The 23,609-nt window shown below is 70.1% G+C and carries 20 protein-coding genes and 1 pseudogene; 7 read left to right on the top strand and 14 right to left on the bottom strand.

Features of this window, described 5'->3' with window-relative positions:
- The 3 genes and pseudogenes from fadB to ASF45_RS34790 form a co-directional block, all read left to right on the top strand.
- Positions 1 to 2,166: a fatty acid oxidation complex subunit alpha FadB gene (gene fadB, locus ASF45_RS24595; protein ID WP_235581024.1), complete on the top strand. Its 2,166-nt coding sequence runs from the start codon at positions 1 to 3 to the stop codon at positions 2,164 to 2,166.
- 28 nt (positions 2,167 to 2,194) lie between these two features.
- Positions 2,195 to 2,989 (top strand): SDR family NAD(P)-dependent oxidoreductase, encoded by a 795-nt coding sequence (locus ASF45_RS24590; protein WP_056669425.1) that lies wholly within the window; start codon positions 2,195 to 2,197, stop codon positions 2,987 to 2,989.
- 47 nt (positions 2,990 to 3,036) lie between these two features.
- Positions 3,037 to 3,288: pseudogene (locus ASF45_RS34790) on the top strand (fatty acid--CoA ligase); the annotation flags it as partial.
- 73 nt (positions 3,289 to 3,361) lie between these two features.
- Here the strand turns inward: ASF45_RS34790 and ASF45_RS24585 are convergent.
- The 8 genes from ASF45_RS24585 to ASF45_RS24550 form a co-directional block, all read right to left on the bottom strand.
- Positions 3,362 to 4,303: an alpha/beta hydrolase gene (locus ASF45_RS24585; protein ID WP_056669422.1), complete on the bottom strand. Its 942-nt coding sequence runs from the start codon at positions 4,301 to 4,303 to the stop codon at positions 3,362 to 3,364.
- Positions 4,304 to 4,323: 20 nt separating this feature from the next.
- Positions 4,324 to 5,838 carry an NAD(P)/FAD-dependent oxidoreductase gene (locus ASF45_RS24580; RefSeq protein WP_056669419.1) on the bottom strand — a complete coding sequence of 505 codons (1,515 nt, stop codon included), beginning with the start codon at positions 5,836 to 5,838 and terminating at the stop codon, positions 4,324 to 4,326.
- A gap of 86 nt (positions 5,839 to 5,924) precedes the next feature.
- On the bottom strand, positions 5,925 to 7,469 hold the full coding sequence (locus ASF45_RS24575; RefSeq protein ID WP_056669416.1) for an AMP-binding protein: 1,545 nt from the start codon (positions 7,467 to 7,469) through the stop codon (positions 5,925 to 5,927).
- A gap of 11 nt (positions 7,470 to 7,480) precedes the next feature.
- On the bottom strand, positions 7,481 to 8,683 hold the full coding sequence (locus tag ASF45_RS24570; protein WP_056669412.1) for an ABC transporter substrate-binding protein: 1,203 nt from the start codon (positions 8,681 to 8,683) through the stop codon (positions 7,481 to 7,483).
- Between the two features lie 73 nt (positions 8,684 to 8,756).
- The gene (locus tag ASF45_RS24565) at positions 8,757 to 9,995 is read right to left on the bottom strand and encodes an acetyl-CoA C-acetyltransferase (RefSeq protein ID WP_056669408.1); all 1,239 of its coding nucleotides are present in this window, start codon (positions 9,993 to 9,995) and stop codon (positions 8,757 to 8,759) included.
- Between the two features lie 82 nt (positions 9,996 to 10,077).
- On the bottom strand, positions 10,078 to 10,851 hold the full coding sequence (locus tag ASF45_RS24560) for an enoyl-CoA hydratase (RefSeq protein WP_056669405.1): 774 nt from the start codon (positions 10,849 to 10,851) through the stop codon (positions 10,078 to 10,080).
- Positions 10,848 to 11,453: a 2-hydroxychromene-2-carboxylate isomerase gene (locus ASF45_RS24555; protein WP_056669403.1), complete on the bottom strand. Its 606-nt coding sequence runs from the start codon at positions 11,451 to 11,453 to the stop codon at positions 10,848 to 10,850. Before ASF45_RS24555 ends, ASF45_RS24560 begins: the two co-directional genes overlap by 4 nt.
- Position 11,454: 1 nt before the next feature.
- A complete protein-coding gene (locus tag ASF45_RS24550; protein ID WP_056669400.1) occupies positions 11,455 to 12,159 on the bottom strand; it encodes a glutathione S-transferase N-terminal domain-containing protein in 705 nt (234 codons plus the stop codon).
- Between the two features lie 183 nt (positions 12,160 to 12,342).
- Here ASF45_RS24550 and ASF45_RS24545 point away from each other — a divergent pair, with 183 nt between their 5' ends.
- On the top strand, positions 12,343 to 13,560 hold the full coding sequence (locus ASF45_RS24545; RefSeq protein WP_056669397.1) for an ABC transporter substrate-binding protein: 1,218 nt from the start codon (positions 12,343 to 12,345) through the stop codon (positions 13,558 to 13,560).
- A gap of 17 nt (positions 13,561 to 13,577) precedes the next feature.
- Entirely contained in the window at positions 13,578 to 15,134 is a 1,557-nt protein-coding gene (locus ASF45_RS24540) for a long-chain fatty acid--CoA ligase (protein WP_156473183.1), read from the top strand.
- Positions 15,135 to 15,147: 13 nt separating this feature from the next.
- Here ASF45_RS24540 and ASF45_RS24535 read toward each other — a convergent pair whose 3' ends face one another.
- From ASF45_RS24535 to ASF45_RS24510, 6 genes are all read right to left on the bottom strand, one after another.
- Positions 15,148 to 16,116: a sensor domain-containing diguanylate cyclase gene (locus ASF45_RS24535; RefSeq protein WP_056669391.1), complete on the bottom strand. Its 969-nt coding sequence runs from the start codon at positions 16,114 to 16,116 to the stop codon at positions 15,148 to 15,150.
- A 183-nt stretch (positions 16,117 to 16,299) separates the two neighbouring features.
- Positions 16,300 to 17,442 (bottom strand): acyl-CoA dehydrogenase family protein, encoded by a 1,143-nt coding sequence (locus ASF45_RS24530; RefSeq protein ID WP_056669388.1) that lies wholly within the window; start codon positions 17,440 to 17,442, stop codon positions 16,300 to 16,302.
- 8 nt (positions 17,443 to 17,450) lie between these two features.
- Positions 17,451 to 18,509: an alcohol dehydrogenase gene (locus tag ASF45_RS24525; protein ID WP_056669386.1), complete on the bottom strand. Its 1,059-nt coding sequence runs from the start codon at positions 18,507 to 18,509 to the stop codon at positions 17,451 to 17,453.
- Between the two features lies 1 nt (position 18,510).
- The gene (locus ASF45_RS24520; RefSeq protein WP_056669383.1) at positions 18,511 to 19,731 is read right to left on the bottom strand and encodes an ABC transporter substrate-binding protein; all 1,221 of its coding nucleotides are present in this window, start codon (positions 19,729 to 19,731) and stop codon (positions 18,511 to 18,513) included.
- Between the two features lie 280 nt (positions 19,732 to 20,011).
- On the bottom strand, positions 20,012 to 20,407 hold the full coding sequence (locus ASF45_RS24515; RefSeq protein WP_056669379.1) for an Hsp20/alpha crystallin family protein: 396 nt from the start codon (positions 20,405 to 20,407) through the stop codon (positions 20,012 to 20,014).
- A 26-nt stretch (positions 20,408 to 20,433) separates the two neighbouring features.
- Positions 20,434 to 20,871, bottom strand: coding sequence for an Hsp20/alpha crystallin family protein (locus ASF45_RS24510; RefSeq protein WP_056669377.1), 438 nt, complete (start codon positions 20,869 to 20,871; stop codon positions 20,434 to 20,436).
- 219 nt (positions 20,872 to 21,090) lie between these two features.
- Here ASF45_RS24510 and ASF45_RS24505 point away from each other — a divergent pair, with 219 nt between their 5' ends.
- Positions 21,091 to 22,317: a CaiB/BaiF CoA-transferase family protein gene (locus ASF45_RS24505; RefSeq protein WP_056669375.1), complete on the top strand. Its 1,227-nt coding sequence runs from the start codon at positions 21,091 to 21,093 to the stop codon at positions 22,315 to 22,317.
- A 53-nt stretch (positions 22,318 to 22,370) separates the two neighbouring features.
- On the top strand, positions 22,371 to 23,549 hold the full coding sequence (locus ASF45_RS24500) for an acetyl-CoA C-acetyltransferase (protein WP_056669369.1): 1,179 nt from the start codon (positions 22,371 to 22,373) through the stop codon (positions 23,547 to 23,549).
- Positions 23,550 to 23,609: the final 60 nt, after the last annotated feature.

Raw genomic sequence — 23,609 nt, 5'->3', positions numbered from 1 at the left:
GTGTTCTTGTTCCAAGGCCAAAGCATCCAGGTCCTGCCGATCGCCGCGTCGGACATCGAAGGACTGGTCGAACTGCGCTTCGACCGCCAGGGCGATGCCATCAACAAGCTCGACGCACGCACCGTCGACGAGTTCCGCCAGGCCATCGATGCGATCGCCGCTGTGCCAGACGTGCGCGGCGTGCTCGTGACGAGTGCGAAGGACGTGTTCATCGTCGGCGCCGACATCACCGAGTTCGGCACCAAGTTCCAGCAGAGTCCGCAGCAGATCGCGGCCGGCGTGCGCGAGAGCAACGCCATGATCAACCGCTTCGAGGATCTGCCCGTCCCCAGCGTCGTGGCCATCAACGGCTTCGCGCTGGGCGGCGGCCTGGAGTTGGCCTTGCTGGGCGCCCTGCGCGTCATGTCCGAGACGGCGCAGGTCGGCGTGCCCGAGGTCAAGCTGGGCCTGTTCCCGGGCTTCGGCGGCACCGTGCGCCTGGTGCGCGTGGCGGGCCTGGCCACCGCCTTCGATTGGGTGGCCAGCGGCAAGCCGGCCAAGGCCGCGCAGGCGCTGGCCGCCGGTGTCGTGGACGAAGTCGCCGCGCCCGATGCGCTGCGCGCGCGCGCGCTGGCGTTGCTGCAGTCCGCCGTCCGTGGTGAGGTCGATTGGGCCGCGCGCCAGCAGCGCAAGCGCGCGGCGCTGCCGCTGGCGGCCGATGCCGTCGCCACCGAGCTGGCCAAGGCGCTGGAGACCGCGCGCCGGGGGGCGCCGCACCAGCCGGCCGCGCAGATCGCGCTGGAAATGATGGCCGAGGGCGCAAGCCTGGGCCGCGACCGCGCCATCGACCTCGAATCCCTTGCCTTCGGCCGCGTCGCCAAGACCCAGGCCGCGGCCTCGCTGGTGCGCGCCTTCCTGAACGACCAGGCCGTCAAGAAGCTGCACAGGCGCCACGCACGCGAAGGCCGGCCGGTGGCGCGCGCGGCCGTGCTCGGCGCCGGCACCATGGGCGGCGGCATCGCGTTCACGAGCGCGCTGCGCGGCGTGCCCGTGCGCATGAAGGACATCGCCCAGAGCGCGCTGGACCTGGGCCTGGCCGAGGCCGACAAGCAGTTGGCCCGCCAGGTCAGGAGCGGCCGCCTCCAGCCCGAGAAGGTACAGGCCGTGCGCGCCGCGATCACCGCGCAGCTCGACGAGGCCGGCTTCGCGCAGCTCGATTGCGTGATCGAGGCCATCGTGGAAAACCTCGACGTGAAGCGCCGCGTGCTTGCCGCGCTGGAAGGCAGCGTGGGGGCCGAGACGGTGATCGCCTCCAACACCTCCAGCCTGCGCATCGACGACATCGCCCAGCCGCTCGCGCGGCCCGAGAATTTCGTCGGCATGCACTTCTTCAACCCGGTGCCCGTGATGCCGCTGGTCGAGGTGATCCGCGGTTCGCGCACCATCCCGCAGGCCGTGTCCACGGCCGTCGCCTACGCCGCCGCCATGGGCAAGGTGCCCATCGTCGTGCAGGACGGCCCGGGCTTCCTGGTCAACCGCATCCTCACGCCCTATGTGAACGCCTTCGTCCAGCTGGTCGCCGACGGCGCCGACTTCGAGCAGGTCGACCGCGCCATGGAGGCCTTCGGCTGGCCCATGGGCCCGGCCTACCTGCAGGACGTGGTCGGCATGGACGTGGGCGCGCATGTGTTCGACGTGATCGCGGCCGGCTACCCCGAGCGCATCCGCCCGGTCGAGCGCAACGCCATCCGCACGCTGGTCGCCGCGGGCCGCTTCGGCCAGAAGAGCGGCGGCGGCTTCTACGACTACCAGGCCGACCCGGCCGGCAAGCCGCGCAAGACCTCCTCGCCCGCAGCGCGTGCGCTGGTGGCCGTGCTGCAGACCGGCGGCGCGCGCGACTTCACGGACGCCGAGATCGTCGAGCGCATGATGTTGCCCATGGTGGTGGAAGCCGCGCACGCGTTGGAGGAGGGCGTCGTCGCCACGCCGGCCGAACTGGACACTGCCATGCTGCTGGGCGTGGGCTTTCCCGCCTATGCCGGCGGTCCGCTGCAGTACGCCGACTGGCTGGGCCTGCCCCAGGTGGTGGCGCTGTGCGAGAAGTACACGGCCTTCGGGCCCCCCTACCAACCCACGGCGCGCATGCGTGCCATGGCGGCGCAAGGCGGCCGTTACCACAGCCTCTGAACAACACAAGCAAACCAGGAGAGAACTCATGCAACTCAATTCCAGCATCGCAGCCGTCGTCACCGGTGGTGCATCGGGCCTGGGCGCCGCCACCGCGCGCCGCCTGGCCCAATCCGGCGTCAAGGTCGCGCTGTTCGACATGAACGCCGACAAGGGCGAGGCCCTGGCCAAGGAACTCGGCGGCGTGTTCTGCAAGGTCGACATCACGAGCGAGGAGCAGGTCGACGCGGCCTTCGCCAAGGCCCGCGCCGCGCACGGCCAGGAGCGCATCCTGATCAACTGCGCCGGCATCGGCGGCGCCGTCAAGACCGCCAGCCGCGACAAGACCACGGGCGACATCAAGCACTTCCCGCTGGCCAACTTCGACCGCGTGATCCAGGTCAACCTGGTCGGCACCTTCCGCTGCATCGCCAAGAGTGCGGCCGGCATGCTGACGCTGGAGCCGCTGCAGGACGCCGACAACTCGGGCGAGCGCGGGGCCATCGTCAACACCGCCTCGGTCGCGGCCGTGGACGGCCAGATGGGCCAGGCCAGCTACTCGGCCAGCAAGGGCGGCATCGTCGGCATGACGCTGCCGATCGCGCGCGACCTCATGGCCGAAGGCATCCGCGTGAACACCATCCTGCCGGGCATCTTCAACACGCCGCTGCTGCAGGGCGCGCCCGAGAACGTGAAGGCCGCGCTGGCCGCCTCCGTGCCCTTCCCCAAGCGCCTGGGCAACCCCGACGAGTACGCCCAGCTGGCCGAGACCATGGTCACCAACGGCTACTTCAACGGCGAGTGCGTGCGCCTGGACGGCGCCATCCGCATGGCGCCGCGCTGAGCGCGGATTGCGCGGTCCGGGCATGTGCCCGGCCGCATGCCAAGGACATGGTGATCTCGGGCGGCGAGAACATCTACCCGATCGAGGTCGAGAACGTGCTGGCCACGCACCCGGCCGTGGCCGGCTGCGCCGTGATCGGCGTGCCTGACCCGACCTGGGGCGAAGCGGTGCAGGCCTGCGTGGTGCTGCGCCCCGGCATGCCCGCCGACGCCGAGGCCATCGCCACGTTCTGCCGCGAACGCGTCGCACGCTACAAGTGCCGGCGCCGCGCGGTGTTTCTCGACGCGCTGCCGCGCAACCCCAGCGGCAAGGTGCTCGAGAGCAGCTGCGCGAACGGTCCCAGCCCGTGGACTGAGCTGCCGTCGCGCCGGATCAGCCGCCGCGCAGCACCTCGCCGAAGCGTCGGATGCCCTGCTGCACGAGGGCCTGCGCGGCCGGCGACCAGCGCCCCATGTCGTAGAAGCCGTGCACCATGCCGGGCCCGGCCAGGTAGTCGACCTGGTTGCCGGCGGCCCGCAGTGCCTCGGCATAGGCCGCGCCGCTGTCGCGCAGCGGGTCGAACTCGGCCGTCACGACCACGGCCGGCGGCAGCCGCGTGAGGTCGGTGTGGCGCAGCGGCGCCAGGCGCGGGTCCAGCGGGTCGGCAATGGTGCCGGCGTAGTGCCCGTAGAACCAGGCCATGGTAGTAGTCTCCAGGAAGTAGCCCTTGGCGTTCTGCGCCAGGCTGGCGTAGTCGGCCTGGGCATGGTCCACCGCGGGATAGATCAGGAACTGCGCGGCCAGCGCGGTGCCGGCATCGCGCAGCTGCTGCGCGACCACGGCCGAGAGGTTGCCGCCCGCGCTGTCGCCGGCCACGCCCACGGTGGGGTTGCCGCCGAGTTCGGCCGCGTGCGCGACGACCCAGCGCGTCGCGGCCGCGGTGTCGTCGACCGCGGCGGGAAATGGGTGCTCGGGTGCGAGCCGGTAGTCCACGGCCACCACCACGGCCCGTGCGCCGCGGCAGAGGTCGCGGCACATGTTGTCGTGCGTATCGAGGTCGCCGATGACCCAGCCGCCCCCGTGAAAGTAGGCCACGGTGGGGAAGGGCCCCGCGCCCTCCGGGCGGTAGATGCGGGCCCGCAGCGGCCCGGTGGCGCCGTCGACCGTGCCGTCCTGCACGCTGGCCACGGGCACGACCTCGTGGGGCTTGCGGGTGCCCAGCGTCAGTGCAAGGTAGCCCGCACGGCCCTCGGCGGGCGTGCCTTCGGAGGTGGGCTTCCTGCCCGTTGCAGCCATCATTTGCAGCACGCCGGCGAGGTGGGGATCGAGGGGCATCGGATGGGCTCCTTGGGCGTTCAACGGTAGGCGAGCGCGTTCTCGTCGGCGCGCACGGCGGGCAGCAGGCTGCGCTCTTCGTGGTATTCGAGGTTGTGCCGCCACGGGTCGCGGTCGCCCTGGCCAAACATGCGGTGCTGCGCGCGCAGGATGTAGCCCGCGTTGAAGTTCTGCGGGTCCATCCAGGGCTGGCGCGGCATGCCGGCATCTTCTGCGCGCAGCCGCGGCTCGACCACGGTGTGGCCACGGGCCTGCATGTGCTCCAGCACGCGGCACACGAGGTCGCAGACCAGATCCAGCCGCAGCGTCCAGCTCGAACGGAAATAGCCCATCACATAGGCCAGGTTGGGCAGGCCTTCGAGCATGACGCCGCGCCACGTCACGCGCTGCGTGAAGTCCACCGGCATGCCGTCGATGGCGAAGGGCACGCCGCCCAGCACCTGCAGGTCGAAGCCGGTCGCCGTGACGACCACGTCGGCCGCAAGGTGCGCGCCGCCGGCCAGCCGGATGCCGGTGGCGTCGAAGCACGCGATGCCGTCGGTGACGACCGAGGCCTTGCCGCTGCGGATGGCGGCGAACAGGTCACCGTCGGGCACCACGGCCACGCGCTGCTGCCAGGGGCGGTAGCGCGGGTTGAAGTGCCGGTCCACGTCGAAGTCCGCGGGCAGCTGGCTGCGCGCCTGCTCGATCAGGTTGGCACGCAGGTCTTCCGGGCGCTCGAAGGACATGCGCACCACCTCGCTGTTGCGTGCGATGTGGGCGCGGCGCAGGATCTCGTGCGTCCACTCGGCCGGCAGGTCCAGCGCGCGCAGCGGGGCCTCCAGCGGATGGGCACGCGGCAGGGCCGAGAAGAAGGTCGGCGAGCGCTGCAGCATGGTCACGTGCGCCACCTGCTCGGCCAGCGCCGGGATCAGCGTGGCGGCCGTGGCGCCCGAGCCGACCACCACGACGCGCTGGCCCGTGCAATCGAGGTCCTCGGGCCAGTGCTGCGGGTGCACCACGCGGCCCTGGAAGCGGTCCAGCCCCGGCCAGTCGGGCGTGTAGGGCTGGCCGTGGTCGTAGTAGCCGGCGCACATCCAGAGGAAGCCGGTGGTCAGCACGAGCGGCGCGTCGGTGCCCTTGCGCGCGATGCGCAGGGTCCAGCGCCGGTCCTGCGACGACCAGTCGGCCGACAGCACGCGGTGGCCGTAGCGGATGTGCGGCGCCAGGCCGTTCTCTGCGATGGTCTCGGCCAGGTAGCGGCGGATCTCGTCGGCCGTGGCGATGGCGCTGCCCATCCAGGGCTTGAAGGCGTAGCCGTAGGTGTGGAGGTCGCTGTCGGAGCGCGCGCCGGGATAGCGGTGCGTCCACCAGGTGCCGCCGAAACCGTCCATGGCCTCGAGCACGGCGAAGCGGCGTTCGGGCCAGCGCGCGCGCAGGTGGCGCGCTGCGCCGATGCCGGAGATGCCAGCACCGATGACCAGGAAGTCGAAGTGCGCGCCGCCGACGTTCTGGCCGTCGATCTGGCTCTCAGTCTGGCTCTGGGCGATGGCCATGGCTTGTCTCCTTGTCGCGGTGCACAGGGTGCCTCGCGGGCCATCTTAGGCGTGCGGCTGCAGCGGCCGCGTCGTCCAAGGGACAGTCAACCCACCTTGCGCTGCTGCCCGTCCCAGAATGGCGCGCGCAAGGCTTTCTTGTCGACCTTGCCGAGTGCCGTGAGCGGCAGCGCATCCACGAAGTCCACGCGCTTGGGCGCCTGCTGCGCGCCCTTGTGCTGCTTGACGAGCGCCATGAGCGCCTGCGCGTCCACCTGCATGCCGGGCCGGCACACGACCATGGCGGCCACGGCCTCACCCCAGGTCGCATCGGGCACGCCGATCACGGCTGCAATGGCCACGGCCGGGTGGGTGGTCAGCACGTCCTCCACCTCGCGCGGGTAGACGTTGAAGCCGCCCGAGACCACCATGTCCTTCTTGCGGTCCACGATGTAGAGGTAGCCTTCGTCGTCCTGGCGTGCGATGTCGCTGGTGTGCAGCCAGCCGCCGGCCAGCGTCTCGGCCGTGAGCTCGGGCCGGTTCCAGTACAGCGCCATGGCGCTGTCGGCGCGCACGCAGATCTCGCCGGGCTCGCCTGGGGCCACCTCTGCGCCGTCGTCGCCCAGCAGGCGCACGTCGCAGCCGGCCAGCGGCATGCCGCAGGAGGCGAAGCGCTCGGGCCGGCGCGCGTCGTGGTCGGCCTTGCGCAACAGGCTGATCGGGTAGCACTCGGTCTGGCCGTAGAGCTGCGAGAACACCGGGCCGATGCGCTCCATGCCCTCCAGCAGCCGCGTCGGCGACATCGGCGAGGCGCCGTACAGCAGCAACTCCAGCGCGCCGAGGTCGGTCGCGTCCAGGCCCGGATGGTCCAGCAGCTTGTAGACCATGGTCGGCACGAGCAGCGTCATGTTGATGCGCTCGGCCTGCAGCGTGGCCAGCAGCCTGTCTGGGTCGAAGCCGCGCTGCAGGTGCACGGTGCCGCCGCGCAGCAGCGTGGGCAGCACCTTGGTGCCGGCCACATGGCTGATGGGCGCGGCCGCCAGGTAGCGCGGCGTGGCCGGCAGCTCGAAGTCCGCGAGGATGGCGCGCGTGATCGCGGCCGCCTGGTGCTGGTGGCGCAGCGCGGCCTTGGAGCGGCCCGTGGTGCCGCCCGTGTAGCCCAGGCTGGCGACGGTGTTCGCCTGCGAGAAGTCGCGCGGGCTGTGCTCACCGGCCACTGCCATGGCCGCGAGCAGGTCTTGCCCGTAGCCGGCCGGCCCCAGCGTCCAGACCTGGCGCAGCTGAGGGCAGCCGGCCGCCAGCGCGCCGCCGCGCTCGGCGTAGGTCTCCGCGTCCACCACCAGCAACTCGGCCTGGGCATCGGCGATCTGGAACTGCTGCTCGGGCAGCGCGGCGAGCGGGTGCAGCCAGGTGGTGCTGCCGCCCAGCGCCTGCACAGCGATCTCGGCGGCCCAGGCCTCTGCGCGGTTGGCGCTCAGCAGCGCCACGCGCGGCGCTGCCGTGTCGCCGGCCGCCAGCACGGCCTGGATGCGGCCGATCAGCGCCAGCGTGCCGGCGTAGGAGAGCTGGCGCCCGTCCTCGGCGAAGGCGATGCGGTCCGGATAGCGGCGCAGCGCGCGCAGTGCCAGGGCGGGGGCGGTCGGACCGTGCATGGGCGTGCCGCTCAGAACAGGCTGCCCACGGGCTCGTAGCGCGTGCCGTTGAAGCGGATCAGCTGCATCTTCTCGATCGGGAAGAAGTCGCTGGGACCGGTCTTCACGTCGATGCCGGGGTACAGCATGGGCAGCGTCATGGACAAACTCAGCGCCTGCTTCATGACGTTCTCGCGCGTCAGGTTGTCACCGGCCTGCTTGAGCGTCTGCACCAGCGTCTGCGCGGCCGAGTAGCCGATCAGGTTCAGCGAGTCGTACGGGTCGCCCTGCGGATAGTGCTGCTGCATGAAGGCCAGATACTGCTTGACCTCGGGTGTGTCCTTCTGGCCCGGGTCGGACGGGTCGCGGAAGTAGGTGGCGCTGATCACGCCCTCGGCGTTCTGCAGGCCGGCGGGTTTCAGCACCGCGCCGACCGATTGCGCCACGCTGGCCACGTAGCGCTGGGCGTTCCAGCCCATTTCGGCCGTCTTGCGGATGGCCATGGCGGCGAACTTGGGCGTGGCCAGGATGATCAGCACGTCGGCACCCGCCGCACGGGCCGAGACGATCTGGCTGTCCACCGTGGGGTCGGTCACCTCGAAGGTCTGGGTCGAGACGATGTGCGCCTTGGCCTTGTCGCCCAGGCCATCGAGCAGGCCCTTCTGGAAGTCCTTGCCAAAGTCGTCGTTCTGCATCAGCACGGCGATCTTGGCGTTCGGGTTGCTGGCCAGCGCGTGCTGGCCGAACACCCGGCCCTCGGTGTGGTAGGTCGGCTGCCAGCCCAGCGTCCACGGAAATTTCGTGATGTCGCCCCAGCGCGTGGCGCCCGAGCCCACGAACAGCTGCGGCACCTTCTTGGCGTTCATGTAGCGCTGGATGGCCTGGTTGTGGGCCGTGCCCACCGGCAGGAACAGCGCCAGCACCTCCTCCTGCTCGACCAGCTTGCGCGCCTGCTCCACGGTCTTGGACGGCGTGTAGGCGTCGTCCAGCGACAGGTACTCGATCTTGCGGCCGTTGATGCCGCCTTCGGCATTGACCTTGGCGAAATAGGCGCCCGCCGATTTGCCGATGGTGCCGTAGGCCGACACGGGGCCCGAGTAGGCGACCAGGTTGCCAATCTTGATGCTGGTGTCGCTGGCGCCGGGGTCGTACTTCTTCTGGGCCAGCACGGAGCCGGTGGTGAGAGCGGCGGCCAGGGCGATCAGCGTGGTTCTGCGGGAGGCGAAGGTGGTCATGGGCAGTGAGGAGGCAGCAGCAGGCCAGGCCCATGGCGCGTGGCCATGGGCTGGAAGGACGAAAGGGGAGCGCTTAGACGCGCTCGATGATGATGGCCGGTGCCATGCCGCCGGCAGCGCACATCGTGACCAGGCCGCGCTTGAGGTCGCGCCGCTCTAGCTCGTCCAGCAGCGTGCCGATCAGCAGCGAGCCTGTCGCGCCGATGGGGTGGCCCAGCGCCATGGCGCCACCGTTGACGTTGACCTTGGCGCGGTCCAGCTTCAGGTCGCGGATGAACTTCTCGGCCACCACGGCGAAGGCTTCGTTGATCTCCCACAGGTCGATGTCGTCCACGGTGAGGCCGGCCTTGGCCAGCACCTTGCGCGCGGCCGGCACCGGGGCGTTCAGCATCAGCGTGGCGCTGTCGCCCACGTTGGCCATGGCGACGATGCGCGCGCGGGGTTGGAGCCCGCGCTTCTTGGCGTAGGCGCCAGAGGCCAGCAGCAGCGCGCCGGCGCCGTCGACCACGCCCGAGCTGTTGCCGGCGTGGTGCACGTAGTTGATCTTGAGTTCGGGGAAGACCTGGCGGATCAGGCCCGCGTAGGTGTTGCCCTGCGCGTCGATGGGGCGCTCGGCCATGACCTCGAAAGCCGGCTTGAGCGAGGCCAGGCCCTCCAGCGTGGTCTGCGGGCGCGGGAACTCCTCGCGGTCCAGCGCCAGGCTGCCATCTTCGCGGTAGACCGGCACCAGGCTGCGTTGGAAGTGGCCGCCCTCGATGGCGGCGGCGGCGCGCTGCTGGCTCAGCAGCGCCAGTTCGTCCAGCGCGCTGCGCGGGATGCCTTCCAGCGTGGCGATGGCGTCGGCGCAGACGCCCTGGTGCGACTGCGGCACGTTGCGGCGCAGGCGCAGGTTGCCGGCGTCCATCATGCTGGGGTTGGCGGGGTCGGCCAGCGTGGCGGTGTAGCTCATCATCTCGCAGCCGCCCGCGATGACCAAGTCTTCGAAGCCGGCGGCCACGGTGGCGGCCGCCAGGTTGACCGAGGTGATGCCCGAGCCGCAGAAACGGTCCAGCGTCACGCCGCTGGCCAGGTGGCTGTAGCCGGCGTCCAGCAGCGCCATGCGGGCCATGTCGTTGCCCTGCTTGCCGCGCTGGGTCGAGGTGCCCCAGATCACGTCGTCCACCTCGGCGGTGTCGAGCTGGTTGCGCTCGGCCAGCGCCTTGAGCACGGTGGCGGCCAGGTGCTGGGGGTGCTGGTCGGCAAGGGCGCCCTTGCCGACCTTTCCGATGCCGCGCGGCGTGCGGCAGGTGTCGATGATGTATGCGTCGGACATGGTGGTGGTCTGTGCGTTGCGAGAACCCGCAGCCTAGCGGCGCAGCGCGCCGCCGTCATCGTCCGAAGCGACGAGTCGGGGTTTACCCAGCCTGGGTGCGGCCCCGGGCCTGCACCTCTTCGCGCCGGGCGCGCAGTTGGGCGGTGTCCAGCGACTCGGCCCAGCGGCGCGAGGCGGCCTTCTCCTCCACCAGGCCATCGGCCAGGCTGCCGGCATAGCCACCGTCGATCAGCTGCTTGTAGATCTGCACCACATCGGGCAGCGCGCTGGCCATGTCGGCGGCCAGCGCGAAGGCCTGGGGCAGCAGTTCCTCGGGCGCCACCACGCGGTTGACCAGGCCCCAGCGCTCGGCCTGCTCGGCACCGATGAAGTTGCCGCTGAAGGACATCTCCTTGGCCCGGCCGATGCCGATCAACCGCGGCAGCTTCTGCGACAGGCCCCAACCCGGCACCACGCCCACGCGCGCATGGGTGTCGGCGAAGCGCGCCTGGGTCGAGGCGATCAGCACGTCGCAGGCCAGCGCCAGTTCCAGCCCACCCGTGACGGCCGCGCCATTGACGGCGCCGACGATGGGCTTCGGAAAGCGCCGCAGCGCCAGCACCGGGTCGGCCTTGGCGTTGCCCAGCGCGTTGCCATCGATCTCGCGCAGGTCCAGCCCGGCGCAGAAGGCGCGGCCGGCGCCGGTCAGCACCAGCACACGGACCGCGGGGTCGGCCGCCAGGCGGTCGACGGCATCGGCGATGGCCTGGCGCAGCGCGAGCGACAGCGCGTTCATGGCCTGCGGGCGGTTCAGCGTGAGGCACGCGACGCCGGGCGAGGGCGTGCTGAGCTGCAGCAGTTCGTCGTTGGCGCTCATCGTGCGCGCTCCAGTGCGGCCCGCACGAGGGGCAGGTGGTCGTTGCCAAAGTACATGTCGTCTCCCAGAAAAATGGTGGGGGTGCCGAAGCCACCGCGCGCGATGAGTTCCTCGGTGTTGGCGCGCAGCTGGTCCTTGATCTCCTGCACGCCGATGGCTGCCAGCAGCGCATCGGCATCGACGCCAGCACGCGCACAGACCTCGCGCACCACGCTGTCCTGCGAAATGTCGAGGTCATCCCTCCAGTAGGCCTCGAAACCCGCCTTGGCGAACGCCGGCAGCTGGCCTTGCGCGTCCAGCACCAGGCAGCCGCGCATGAGCTTCACGCTGTTGACCGGGAACACCTTGGGCGGGAAGTTGATCTGCACGCCGGTCCAGCGCGCCCAGTCCGCCAGGCTCTTGCCCAGGTAGGCCTGCTTGGCCGGCACCGGCGTGCGGCGCGATTCGTAGACCGTGGGATTCACGGTGTTGAACACGCCGCCGACCATGAAAGGCTTCCAGTGGATCGTGGCGCCAAGCTCGGCGGCCATGGGCTGCACATTGGTGAAGGCCAGGTAGGTCCAGGGGCTGGAGATGTCGAAGAAGAATTCGATGTCGGGCATGTCAGTCCTTGTTGGCTGCGGCCGTGCCGCGAAACAGGTGGCGGCGTGCGCCGTCGTCCATGGCCTTGCCGGGCCGGCCCAGTTCCTTGCCGACCGCCAGGCCGGCCTGCACCTGGGGCCGCGCGCGCACCTCGGCGTACCAGCGCTTCACGTGCGGGAAGTCGTCCAGGCTGATCTGCTGGGCCTTGTGCGTCATGGCCCAGGGGAAGCTGGCGATGTCGGCGATGGAGTAGTCGCCAGCGATGTAAGCGCCCGTGGCCGCGAGCTGGCGGTCCAGCACGCCGTAGAGCCGGCGCACCTCGGCACCGTAGCGGTCGATGGCGTAGGGGATCTTCTCGGCCGCGTAGAGCAGGAAGTGCCCGTTCTGCCCTGCCATGGGGCCCAGGCCGCCGACCTGCCAGTAGACCCATTGCAGCACGCGGTAGCGTTCGGCCGTGGCCGTGGGCAGCAGCCGGCCGGCCTTTTCGGCCAGGTACTGCAGGATGGCGCCGCTCTCGAACAGCGCCAGCGGCGCACCACCGCCCGGCGGTGCATGGTCAACGATGGCCGGAATCCGGTTGTTGGGGCTGATGGCCAGGAAGTCCGGCGCGAACTGCGCACCCGCGCCGATGTTGACGGGCACGACGCGGTAGGGCAGGCCGCATTCCTCCAGCAGGATGCTGATCTTCCAGCCGTTGGGTGTCGGCCAGTAGTGCAGGTCGATCATGGCGCGCTTGTCTCCTTGGCGGCTTTGTAAAGCGGATGCGGGGCCATGGCTGTCCCGCAGGTGGCTGTGCTTGCACAAATCGTCGTTCCGGACGAGGGGGCCGGCCGCCCCCCGGCCTAGGATTTCGCGCCGACGGGGCCGCCCTGGCCTTGCAGGTCACGACAACCACCAGGAGACAAGAGCATGAAGAAAGACGGAGACCGCGCCGGTCTGTCGCGGCGTGCGACGCTGGCCTTGGGGCTCGCCACTGCGCTGCCATCGCGCGCGCACAAGTCCTACGGCCCCGGCGTCAGCGACACCGAGATCAAGATCGGAAACATCCTGCCGTACTCGGGGCCGGCGTCCTCCTACGGCACCATGGGCAAGGCGCTGCAGGGCTACTTCAACAAGGTCAATGCGCAGGGCGGCGTCAACGGCCGCAAGCTCAGGCTGCTGTCGCTGGACGACGGCTACAACCCCTCCAAGACCGTGGAGCAGGCGCGCAAGCTGGTCGAGCAGGAAGAGGTGCTGTTCATCGGCGCCGTGCTGGGCACGGCGACCAACCTCGCGATCCAGAAGTACATGAACGCCAGGAAGGTGCCGCAGCTGTTCGTGCAGAGCGGCGCGAGCCGCTGGAACGATCCCAAGGCCTTTCCGTGGACCATGGGCTTTCAGACCTCCTACCAGGTCGAGGCCGCCATCCACGCCCGCCACATCCTGCAGCACCAGCCGAACGCGCGCATCGGCGTGCTCTACCAGAACGACGACCTCGGCAAGGACTATCTCAAGGGCTTCCTGGACGCGCTGGGCGACAGGGCCAAGGCCATGGTCGTGGCCCAGCTCAGCTACGAGTTCAGCGACCCGACCATCGACAGCCAACTGGTGCAGCTGCGGGCCGCCGGCGCCGACACCTTCTTCAACGTGAGCACGCCCAAGTTCGCGGCCATGGCGATCCGCCGCAGCGCCGAGATGGGCTGGAAGCCCATGCACTACCTGGCCAGCGTGTCGGCCTCGCTGCAGTCGGTGATCAAGCCGGCCGGCATCGACAACGCGCAGGGCGTGATCACGGCTACCTTCATGCGCGACCCCTCGGAGACGGCCGAACGCGACACACCCGAAGTGCGCGAGTTCACGTCATTCATGGCCACGTACTACCCCGATGGCAACCCCTACGAGACGCTCAACGCCCTGGCCTACAGCATGGGCCAGCTCATGGAGAAGGTGCTGCAGCAGGCCGGCGAGCAGCTCACGCGCGAAAACGTGATGCGCCAGGCCGCGGCGCTCGACCTGACGCTGCCCATGGTGCGCGCCGGCATGCGCGTGAGGACCAGCCCCAGCGACTACGCCCCGCTCGAGCAACTGCAGATGCTGCGCCTGAAGGGCGACACCTACGAACGCTTCGGCCCCGTCCTGCCGTCCTGAAAGGAGACTCCATGCGCTTGCGCCAGACCCAATCGCTGCACCGTGCCGTGCAGCAGTACCCCGACCGCGTGGTCACCGTCTACCAGGGCCGCCGCCAGACCTTCCGCCAGCTGCATGCGCGCGTCGCCCGGCTGGCCGGTGCGCTGCAGGCGCAGGGCATGCGTGCGGGCGACCGCGTCGGCATGCTCGCGCTGAATTCCGACCGCACGCTGGAGTTCTACCTGGCCGTCTGGTGGGCCGGTGGCGTGGTCAACCCGGTCAACACACGCTGGAGCGCCGCCGAGATCGCGTATTCGCTGCAGGACTGCGAAACCGCGATGCTGTTCGTGGACGACAGCTTCGTGGCCATGGTCCCCGCGCTGCAGGCCGAGGCGCCCTGCCTCAAGACCGTGTTCTACGTGGGCGACAAGCCCGCGCCGGCCGGCTTTCTGGACACCGAGCAGATGATCGCCACGGCCAGGTCCGTGGACGACGCGCTGCGCAGCGGTGACGACCTGGCCGGCGTCTTCTACACGGGCGGCACGACGGGCCGGCCCAAGGGCGTGATGCTGAGCCAGGAGGCGCTGGCCGCCAACGCGGCGCTGTCGCTGATCGCCTCGCCGCTGGACCGTGACGCCGTGCTGCTGCACAGCGCGCCGCTGTTCCACCTCGGTGGCCTGTCCGCGCTGATGCGCAGCCTCGTTGTGGGCACGACCAACGTGTTCCTGCCGGGCTTCACGCCAGGCGGTGTGCTCAAGGCCATCGCCGAGCACCGCATCACCAGCCTCATGCTGATCCCGGTGATGCTGCAGTTCCTGCTCGACGACCCGGCCGCGCGCGAGGCCGATCTGTCCAGCGTGCGCGTGATCGGCTATGGCGCCTCGCCGATCTCCGAGGCCCTGCTGGAGCGGGCGTTCGAGCGGCTCCCGCACGCGGACTTCGTGCAGGGCTACGGCATGACGGAACTGGCCGCTGGCGTGACCTACCTGACCGCGGAGTACCACGCGGCCGAAGGCCGCAAGCTCGGCAAGCTGCCCTCGGCGGGCCGGGCGCTGAACGGCGTGGATGTGCGCATCGTGGACGTGGAGGGCCGAGAGGTGCCGCGCGGCCAGGTCGGCGAGATCGCGGTGCGCAGCCCCTGCGCGATGTCGGGCTACTGGAACCTGCCCGAAGCCACGGCCCAGGCGCTGCGCGACGGCTGGATGTTCACGGGCGATGCCGCGCGCATGGACGAGGATGGCTTCGTCTTCATCGTCGACCGCTTCAAGGACATGGTGGTCTCCGGCGGCGAGAACGTCTACTGCGGGGAGGTCGAGGCCGCGCTCACGCGGCATCCGGCCGTGGCGGCGGCGGCCGTGATCGGCGTGCCGCATGCGCAATGGGGCGAGGCCGTGCACGCCGTGCTGGTGCTCAAGCCCGGCATGCAGGTCGAGGCCGAGGCGATCCAGGCCCACTGCAAGGCGCTGATCGCCGGCTACAAATGCCCGCGCAGTGTGGAGTTCGTGGCGGCATTGCCGATCAGCGGGGCGGGCAAGGTCATGAAGTACAAGCTGCGCGAGCCGCACTGGAAGGACCACCGGCGGGCGGTGGCCTGAAGGGAGGCGCGCGTCAAGCCGGCCCCTGCACGGCCTCGATCCGGTTCCTGCCGTTCTTCTTGGCCGCATAGAGCTGCCGGTCCACGGCTTCGATGAAATCGGAGGCTTCCAGCTGCTCGCTCGGTGTGACGGTGCCGACGCCGATGCTGACGGTGATGCACTGGTCGTTCGGGGAGTGTGCATGGACGATCGCCTGCTTGCGGATCAGCCGTTGGCAGCGTTCGGCCACCTTCAGCGCCACCGTGCGGTCGGTCTGCGGCAGCAGGATGACGAACTCCTCGCCGCCGAAGCGCGCGACCAGGTCACGCGGGCTGTCCACCGCCAGGCTCAGCGTGCGGGCGATGTCCACGATGCACCTGTCGCCCTGGATGTGGCCATACAGGTCGTTGTACTGCTTGAAGAAGTCGATGTCGATCAGCAGCACGGACAGCGGCTCGCCCTGGCTGCGCGCAGTGTCCCATTCGCGCGCGAAGCTGGCATCGAACTGGCGCCGGTTGGCGATGTGGGTCAGCCCGTCCTGGAACGACAGCGCTTCGAGTTCCTTCTGCAGCGCGAGCAGTTTCTCCTCGGTCTTCTTGCGCTCGGTGATGTCGAACATGAAACCCACCAGCGCCTCGACCTCGCCCTGGCCGTTGCGCACCACGTGGACGACGTCGCGGATCCACACGTAGCCGTTGTCCTTGGTGAGCGCGCGGTAGTCCGCCTCATGGTCGACGCCGGACTGTGACTGCGCTACGCAGAAGTTCACCACATCGTCGCGGTCTTCCGGGTGCATGCGCATGGCCCAGTCCTCGACGCCGCCCCAGCTCTCCGCGCTCCAGCCAAGCAAGGCCTCGATCTGCGGGCCGATGTAGCTGAAGCGCTTGGTGGCCCAGTCGATCTTCCAGGGGATGGCCCGGGTGGATTCCAGCAGCGTGCGGTAGACGGCGCTGTCGCTGTTCAGGTCGTCGGCATCGGAGTGGTGGGGGCGCTTGGTGGTCACTGTCGGTGCAGGGCTGGTGGGCGGTCGGGTGGGCCATCCAGGTGCTGCCACGACAGGGACGCCCGCCCTGGGGTGAAGAGACGGCCGGCCCGGCCCGCCGACACCTGGTTACAAAAAGTATAGCCAGGGGTGGTGAACGCGCCGGTGGGGCCGTGACGTGCCCCGCGCTCGGGGGGGCGATGCTCAGAGCTTGCGCGCAATCAAATCCCGCTGCACCTCGCTCGTCCCGCCATAGATCCGGTTCACCCGCATGTCCACGAAGGCCCGCGCCACCGGGTACTCCAGCATGTAGCCGTAGCCGCCATGCAGCTGCACCATGGTGTCCAGCGCGCTGCCCAGCGTCTCGGTGGCGAACAGTTTGGCGACGGCCGCCTCTTCGAGCGTGATGCGCCGGCGCATGTGCTCGCCCAGGTAGTGGTCGACCAGCGTGCGCACGGCCAGCGACTGGGCCTTGATGTCGGCCAGCTTGAAGCGCGTGTTCTGGAAGTCCCAGACGCTGTGGCCGAAGGCCTGGCGCTCCTTGACGTAGGCCAGCGTGTGGGTAAGGCAAGCCTCCAGCGCGCGCGCCGCGCCCAGCGCGATCAGGAAGCGCTCCTGCGGCAGCTCGTGCATGAGCGCGTACATGCCCTTGCCTTCCTCGCCCAGCAGGTTGCTGACGGGCACGCGCACGTCGTCGAAGAACAGCTCGGCCGTGTCGGCCGCGTGCTGGCCCACCTTGTCGAGCTTGCGGCCGCGGCGAAACCCGGGCCGGTCGGTTTCCACGAGGATCAGGCTCATGGCCTTGGAGCCCTGCGCCTGCGGGTTGGTCTTGGCCACGACCACCACGAGGTCGGACAGCAGGCCATTGCTGATGAAGGTCTTGGCGCCGTTGATGACGTACTCGTCGCCCTCGCGCCGCGCCGTGGTGCGGATGCCCTTGAGGTCGCTGCCCGTGCCCGGCTCGGTCATCGCGATGGCGGTGATGGTCTCGCCAGCCGCGCAGCGCGGCAGCCATTTGTCCTTCTGCGCGGGCGTGCCCAGCCGGTGCAGGTAGGGCACGATGATGTCGGAGTGCAGGCCGAAGTTGATGCCCGTGAGGCCGCGCGCGGCCATCTCCTCGGCCAGGATGGCCGAGTGGCCGAAGTCGCCGCCGCCACCGCCGTACTCGGTCGGCAGCATGGTGCAGAGCAGGCCCTCGCGGCCGGCCTTGGCCCAGACGCCGCGGTCGATGGCGCCGGCTGCGTTCCAGGCCGCCATGTGGGGCACGCATTCGCGGTCCAGGAAGCGCTGGACCGTGGTGCGGAATTGTTCGTGGTCTTCGCGGTAGACCGTGCGTTGGATGTCCATGGGGTGTTTCAGTGGGGTTGGAGCATGACGCGGCCGACGACCTTGCCGGCTTCGAGATCCTGCAGCGCCGCCTCGGCCTGGTCCAGGGGCCGCGCATCGATGGGCAGCGGCACCAGCTTGCCGGCCCGGGCCAGCTCGATCAGCGCGCGCAGCTGGCCCAGGTTGCCGACGTAGGAACCCTCGTAGCTCACGGCGCGCATGGGCATGGAGGGCGTGGAGATCTCCACCTTGCCGCCGAACAGGCCGACCTGCACGAACTGCCCGCCCTTGGTCAGCATGGCGATGCCGGTGCCCACGGTCTGCTCGGTGCCCACGCAGTCGAGTGCCGCCCAGACGGCGCCACCGGCCGCCGCCTTGGCCTGCTCGGCCGCATCGGGCGCGGCGCTGTCGATGGCGTGCGCGGCGCCGGCCTTGAGCGCGGCGGTGCGCTTGGCGGCGTCGGGCTCGATGACGATGGCACCCGGGTTGCCCAGCGCCTTGAGCAGGCCCACGGCCATGAGGCCCAGGCCGCCCGCACCGAACACCACCACATGCTCGTCCTTGAGCACGGCCGGGTCGATCTTGCCGATGGCGCTGTACATGGTCAGGCCCGAGCAGGCGCAGGGCGCGGCCTGTTCGGGCGCCATGTCGCCGATGTCGACCAGGTAGCGCGCATGCGGCACGACGATGTGGTCGGCGTAGCCGCCCGGCGCGAACACCCCCAGCGAGCGGCCCTTCATGCACAGGTTCTCCTGGCCGCGCGCGCAGACCTTGCACTGGCCGCAGCCCAGCCAGGGGTAGACCACCACGCGCTGGCCGATCTGCACGCCCTTGGCATCGGGGCCGGCCGCGACGATCTCGCCGGCCGTCTCGTGGCCCATGGTCAGGGGCAGCACGGCGCCGCGGTCGCCCATGTTCAGACGCTTGCCGTTGCCCATGTCGTAGTAGCCGTGGCGGATGTGGATGTCGCTGTGGCAGACACCCGCCGCCAGCACGCGCACCAGCACCTGGCTGCCCGTCGGCGTGGGCGTGGGCTGCTCGTTGCGCGCGAGCGGGGCGCCGAACGCGGTGAGGTCGTAGCTGATCATCTCAAGTTCCTTTCGCCAATCGGCATTCGCTTTGGGACAGGGGGCGGAAGGCGGTGGCCCCCGGTGTCGTGCCGACCACCTTGTACAGGTCCCATTCGCCCTTGGATTCTGCGGGCGTCTTGACCTGATAGAGGTGCATGTCGCGCACCACGCGGCCGTCCACGCGCAGTTGGCCGCCCGCGGTCATGAAGTCGTTGATGGGCGTGGCGCGCATCTGGGCCATGACCTTGTCGGAATCGCGCGTGCCGGCCGCCTTCACGGCGTTCAGGTAGTGCGTCACGGCGCCGTAGGTGCCGGCCTGGGTCATGGTGGGCATCACGCCGTTGCGCTTGTGAAAGCGCTGCGACCAGGCGCGCGTCTTGTCGTCCTGGTCCCAGTAGAAGGCCTCTGTCAGCAGCAGGCCCTGGGCCTGGCGCAGGCCGATGGCCTTCACGTCGGTCAAAAAGGCCAGCAGCGCCGCAATCTTCTGGCCGCCTTGCACGATGCCGAACTGGCTCGCGGCCTTGATCGAGTTGATGGTGTCGCCGCCGCCGTTGGCCAGGCCGATGATCTTGGCCTTGGAGCTCTGCGCCTGCAGCAGGAAGGAGGCGAAGTCCGAGGCGCCGAGCGGGTGCTTGGCGCTGCCCAGCACCTTGCCGCCCATCTCGTTGATCACGTCGGTGGTGTCCTTCTCCATGGCCTGGCCGAAGGCGTAGTCGGCCGACAGGAAGAACCAGCTGTCGCCGCCGGCCTTCACGGCCGCCGCGCCCGTGCTGCGCGCCAGCGCATAGGTGTCGTAGGTCCAGTGCACGGTGTAGGGCGTGCAGCTCTTGCCGGTCAGCTCCGAGGTGGCGGCGCTGGTCACGATGACGATCTTCTTCTTCTCCTCGCCGAGCTTGCTCACGGCCAGCGCCAGGCCCGAGGAGGGCAGGTCGGTGACCATGTCCACGCCCTGGGTGTCGAACCACTCGCGCGCCTTGGAGGCCGCCACGTCGGCCTTGTTCTGCGTGTCGGCGAAGACCATTTCGATGGGCGCGCCCAGCACGCTGCCGCCGAAGTCCTCGATGGCCATGCGCGTGGCGTCGACCAGGCCCTTGCCGCCGATGGCCGCGTAGATCGAGGTCAGGTCGGTCAGCACGCCGATCTTGACGGGCGCCGGCCTGGGCTGCGCGGCGGCGTTGCCGGACCACAAGGCGATGGCGCCGGACAGCGCCAGCGCCAGGATGGATGTCCTGTTCTGCATTTTTGTCTCCCCGTGTTGGTGGAGCGGGCATCCTGCCGTGCCGCGCCCGCAGCGGCATCGTCCGTTCCGACGAGCCGGGGCGCCTGTGCGACACCGGGTTTCCCCTGATCGGTGGTGGTCCTCCCGGCCACCGGGTTCGGGCGCTTCGGCCATGATCGGCTGGAGGTGCGCTCGAGGCGATTGCTACAGGCGTGACCTGCCGTGCACGCGCAGGTTCGGCCTGTCGTTCCAGTGGGGAGCTGGGCGCTGCGCGGCGGCCGGTGCGGCCGCCGCGCGCCATTCACTGCACCTGCACCTCGATGCGGCGCGGCTGCGCGTGCGCCGCCTTGGGGATGCGCAGCGTCAGCACGCCATTGGCCAGCTCGGCCGAGACCTTCTCGGAGTCCAGCTCCTTGCTGAGCGTGAAGGCGCGGCGAAAGCGCGCCAGGCCCACCTCGGTGTGGCTGGAGACCAGGTCGGGCGGCACGGCCAGGCCGCTCTCGGCCTCGATGGTCAGCGTATCGGCCTCCACCTGCAGCTGCAGCTTGTCGCGCGTGACACCGGGCAGGTCGGCATACAGCGTGATGCCGCCCGCGTCCTCGATCACGTCCACCGGGGGCGTGAGTGCGTCCGACGCATAGCGCGCACCGGCGTCGCGTGCCGCGCCGGTCTTCTGTACCTCGTGTTGCTTGTCCATGGTGTTGCTCCTTGGTGGCTGCGGGTTCATTGCACGGCGATGCGGCGCGGCTGGGCCGAGGCCTTGCGGCGCACGGTGATGTGCAGCACGCCGTCGCGCAGGCGGGCTTCCACGCCGTCCGGGTCGGCGTCCTCGGGCATGCTCAGTGCGCGCCGGAACCGGCCCGCGAAGCGTTCGTTGATGTGCACGGCCGCCTTGCTGTCGGCCTGCGGCAGACTGCTCTTGCGCTCGCCGGCGATGCTGAGCAGGCCGCGTTCGAGGTGGACCTCGAGCGATGCCGGTTCCAGCCCTGGCGCGAACGCGTAGATCTCGATGGCACTGGGCGTGCCACCCACGTTCAGGGCCGGGTAGCCGTTGCGGGCCAAGCCGCGGATGCTGGGGGACAGATCGAAGGCCTGCTGCATCTCGCGCTGCAGGCGATCCATCTCGGCGACCATGTCGCGGGGAAAGAGTGATCGGTACATGCGAAACCTCCATGGGATGAAACGGATGGAACGCCGGAGGCGTCCTCCGGCGCTTCCGGTGACGATGTAGGGGTCGCCGCGTGGCGTTTCAAGAGGGTCGCTGTGGCGCTTTGTGCCAACATGCTTGGACGATTCCGCCATGGCCGCGCGCGGCCGGCGCGGCGATAGTCCTGGCTGGCCGGCGCGCCCCGCCGGCCCCCACCAACAGGAGACAAGGACATGGCAGGACCCCTGGAGGGCATCCGCGTGCTGGACCTGTCGGCTGTGTTGTCCGGCCCCATCGCGGCCGGCATGCTGGCCGATCAGGGCGCCGACGTGGTCAAGATCGAATCGCCGGACGGCGACACCTCGCGCCGCATCGGCCCGCGCAAGGCCGACATCTCGGCCATGTTCCTGGCCGCCAACCGCGGCAAGCGCTCGCTGGTGCTGGACCTCAAGCAGCCGGCCGCGCAGCAGATCGTGCGCGAACTGGCGCAGCGCGCCGACGTGCTGATCGAAAACTTCCGCCCCGGCGCGATGGACCGCCTGGGGCTGGGCCACGCAGCACTGCTGGCGCTGAACCCGCGCCTGGTCTACCTGTCGATCAGCGGCTTCGGCCAGACCGGCCCGAACGCTGGCGAGCGCGCCTACGACGCCGTGATCCAGGCCGTCTCGGGCATCAGCGCCTCGCACCGCAACCAGATCAGCGGCGAGCCGCAGGTGCTGGCCGCCGCGCTGTGCGACAAGCTCACCGCGCTGACGGCTGCCCAGGCCATCTGTGCGGCGCTGCTGGCCCGCGCGCGCACGGGCCAGGGCCAGTGGGTGGAACTGGCCATGCTGGATGCGGCCATCTCGTTCCAGTGGCCGGACGCCATGTACAACCACCTGTGGCTCGACGACGCGCCGCCGGCCTCGCCCGAGTTCGGCGTGAGCCAGAAGCCCTGGAAGACCGCCGACGGCTACGCCGTGGCCTCGGGCCCGCAGCCGGTCGAGTTCGCTGCCCTGTGCGCCGGCTTCGGCCGGCCCGAACTCGCCAAGGACCCGCGCTTCGCGAGCGTGGACAGCCGCTTCCGCCATGCGGCCGCGCTGCGCGAGGAGCTCGATCCCTGCGCTGCCGCCATCGACACCGCCACCATGCTGGAACGCATGCGCACGCAGAACTGCCCGGTGGGCCGCGTGAACGAGCGCCACGAGGTGCTGGTCGACCCGCAGGTGCGGCACAACGGCACGCTGGTCGAGGTGGACCACGGCGAACTGGGCCGCGTGCGGCTGCCGCGCTCGCCCGCGCAGTTCAACGGCACGCCGGCCGCCCACCCTGGCCCGGCGCCGCACCTGGGCCAGCACGCGGCCGACGTGCTGGCCGAGCTGGGCCACGACGCAGCGCAGCAAAATGCCTGGCGCGAGGCCGGCGTGCTGGGCCCCGCGCCCGTGTTTGGAAAATCGTCCGTTCCGACGACGCCCCGCTGAGGCACCGCCGCGAACATCCCGCCCAGCCACCTGATCGCTAAGGAGACATTCGCATGGCAGAAGCATTCATCGTCGCAGCCACCCGCACCGCCGGTGGCCGCCGCAACGGCCGGCTGGCCGGCTGGCACCCCGCCGACCTGGCCGCCCAGGTGCTGGACGCGCTGGTGGCCCGCACCGGCGCCGACCCGGCGCTGGTGGAAGACGTGATCATGGGCTGCGTGGGCCAGGCCGGCGAGCAGTCCACCAACGTCGCGCGCAACGCGGTGCTGGCCTCGCGCCTGCCCGAGTCCGTGCCCGGCACCTCGATCGACCGCCAGTGCGGCTCCTCGCAGCAGGCGCTGCACTTCGCGGCCCAGGCCGTGATGTCCGGCAGCATGGACGTGGTGATCGCCGCCGGCGTGGAAAGCATGACGCGCGTGCCCATGGGCACGCCCGGCATCCTGGCGGCCAAGGCCGGCCTGGGCACCTACATGAGCCCCGCGATGCAGCAGCGCTACCCGGGCGTCCAGTTCAGCCAGTTCACGGGCGCCGAGCAGATCGCGGTGAACTACAACCTGTCCAAGGACATGCTGGACGCGTTCGCGCTGCTGAGCCACCAGCGCGCCATCGCGGCGACGAAGGCCGGCCACTTCAAGGACGAGATCCTGCCCGTGGCCGTGCGCATGGCCGACGGCACGGAGCCCGGCGAGCAGCACCTGGCCGACGAAGGCATCCGCTACGAGGCCACTTTGGCAAGCATCGCTGCGGTCAAGCTGATCGCCGAAGGCGGCCGCTGCACGGCTGCCAGCGCCAGCCAGATCTGCGACGGCGCCAGCGGCGTGATGGTCGTCAACGAGCGCGGCCTCAAGGCCCTGGGCGTGAAGCCGCTGGCCCGTATCCACCACATGAGCGTGCTGGGCCACGACCCGGTCATCATGCTGGAAGCACCGATCCCGGCCACGCAGCGTGCGCTCAAGAAGGCCGGCATGTCGATCTCCGACATCGACCTGTTCGAGGTCAACGAAGCCTTCGCGCCCATCCCGCTGGCCTGGCTGCAGGCCACGGGCGCCGACCCGGCCCGCCTGAACGTGCACGGCGGCGCCATCGCGCTGGGCCACCCGCTGGGCGCCTCGGGCACCAAGCTCATGACCACGCTGGTGCATGCACTCGGCACGCACGGCAAGCGCTACGGCCTGCAGACCATGTGCGAAGGTGGCGGCATGGCCAACGTGACCATCATCGAACGGCTCTGAGCCGCGCACCCGGTGGGTGCGCAGCAGTGCCCGCCGTTCCGAACCACAAGAACCAAGGAC

The organism is Pseudorhodoferax sp. Leaf265 (genome assembly GCF_001422365.1).
GTDB lineage: Bacteria > Pseudomonadota > Gammaproteobacteria > Burkholderiales > Burkholderiaceae_C > Pseudorhodoferax.
This window is presented reverse-complemented; position numbering and strand designations above follow the sequence as displayed.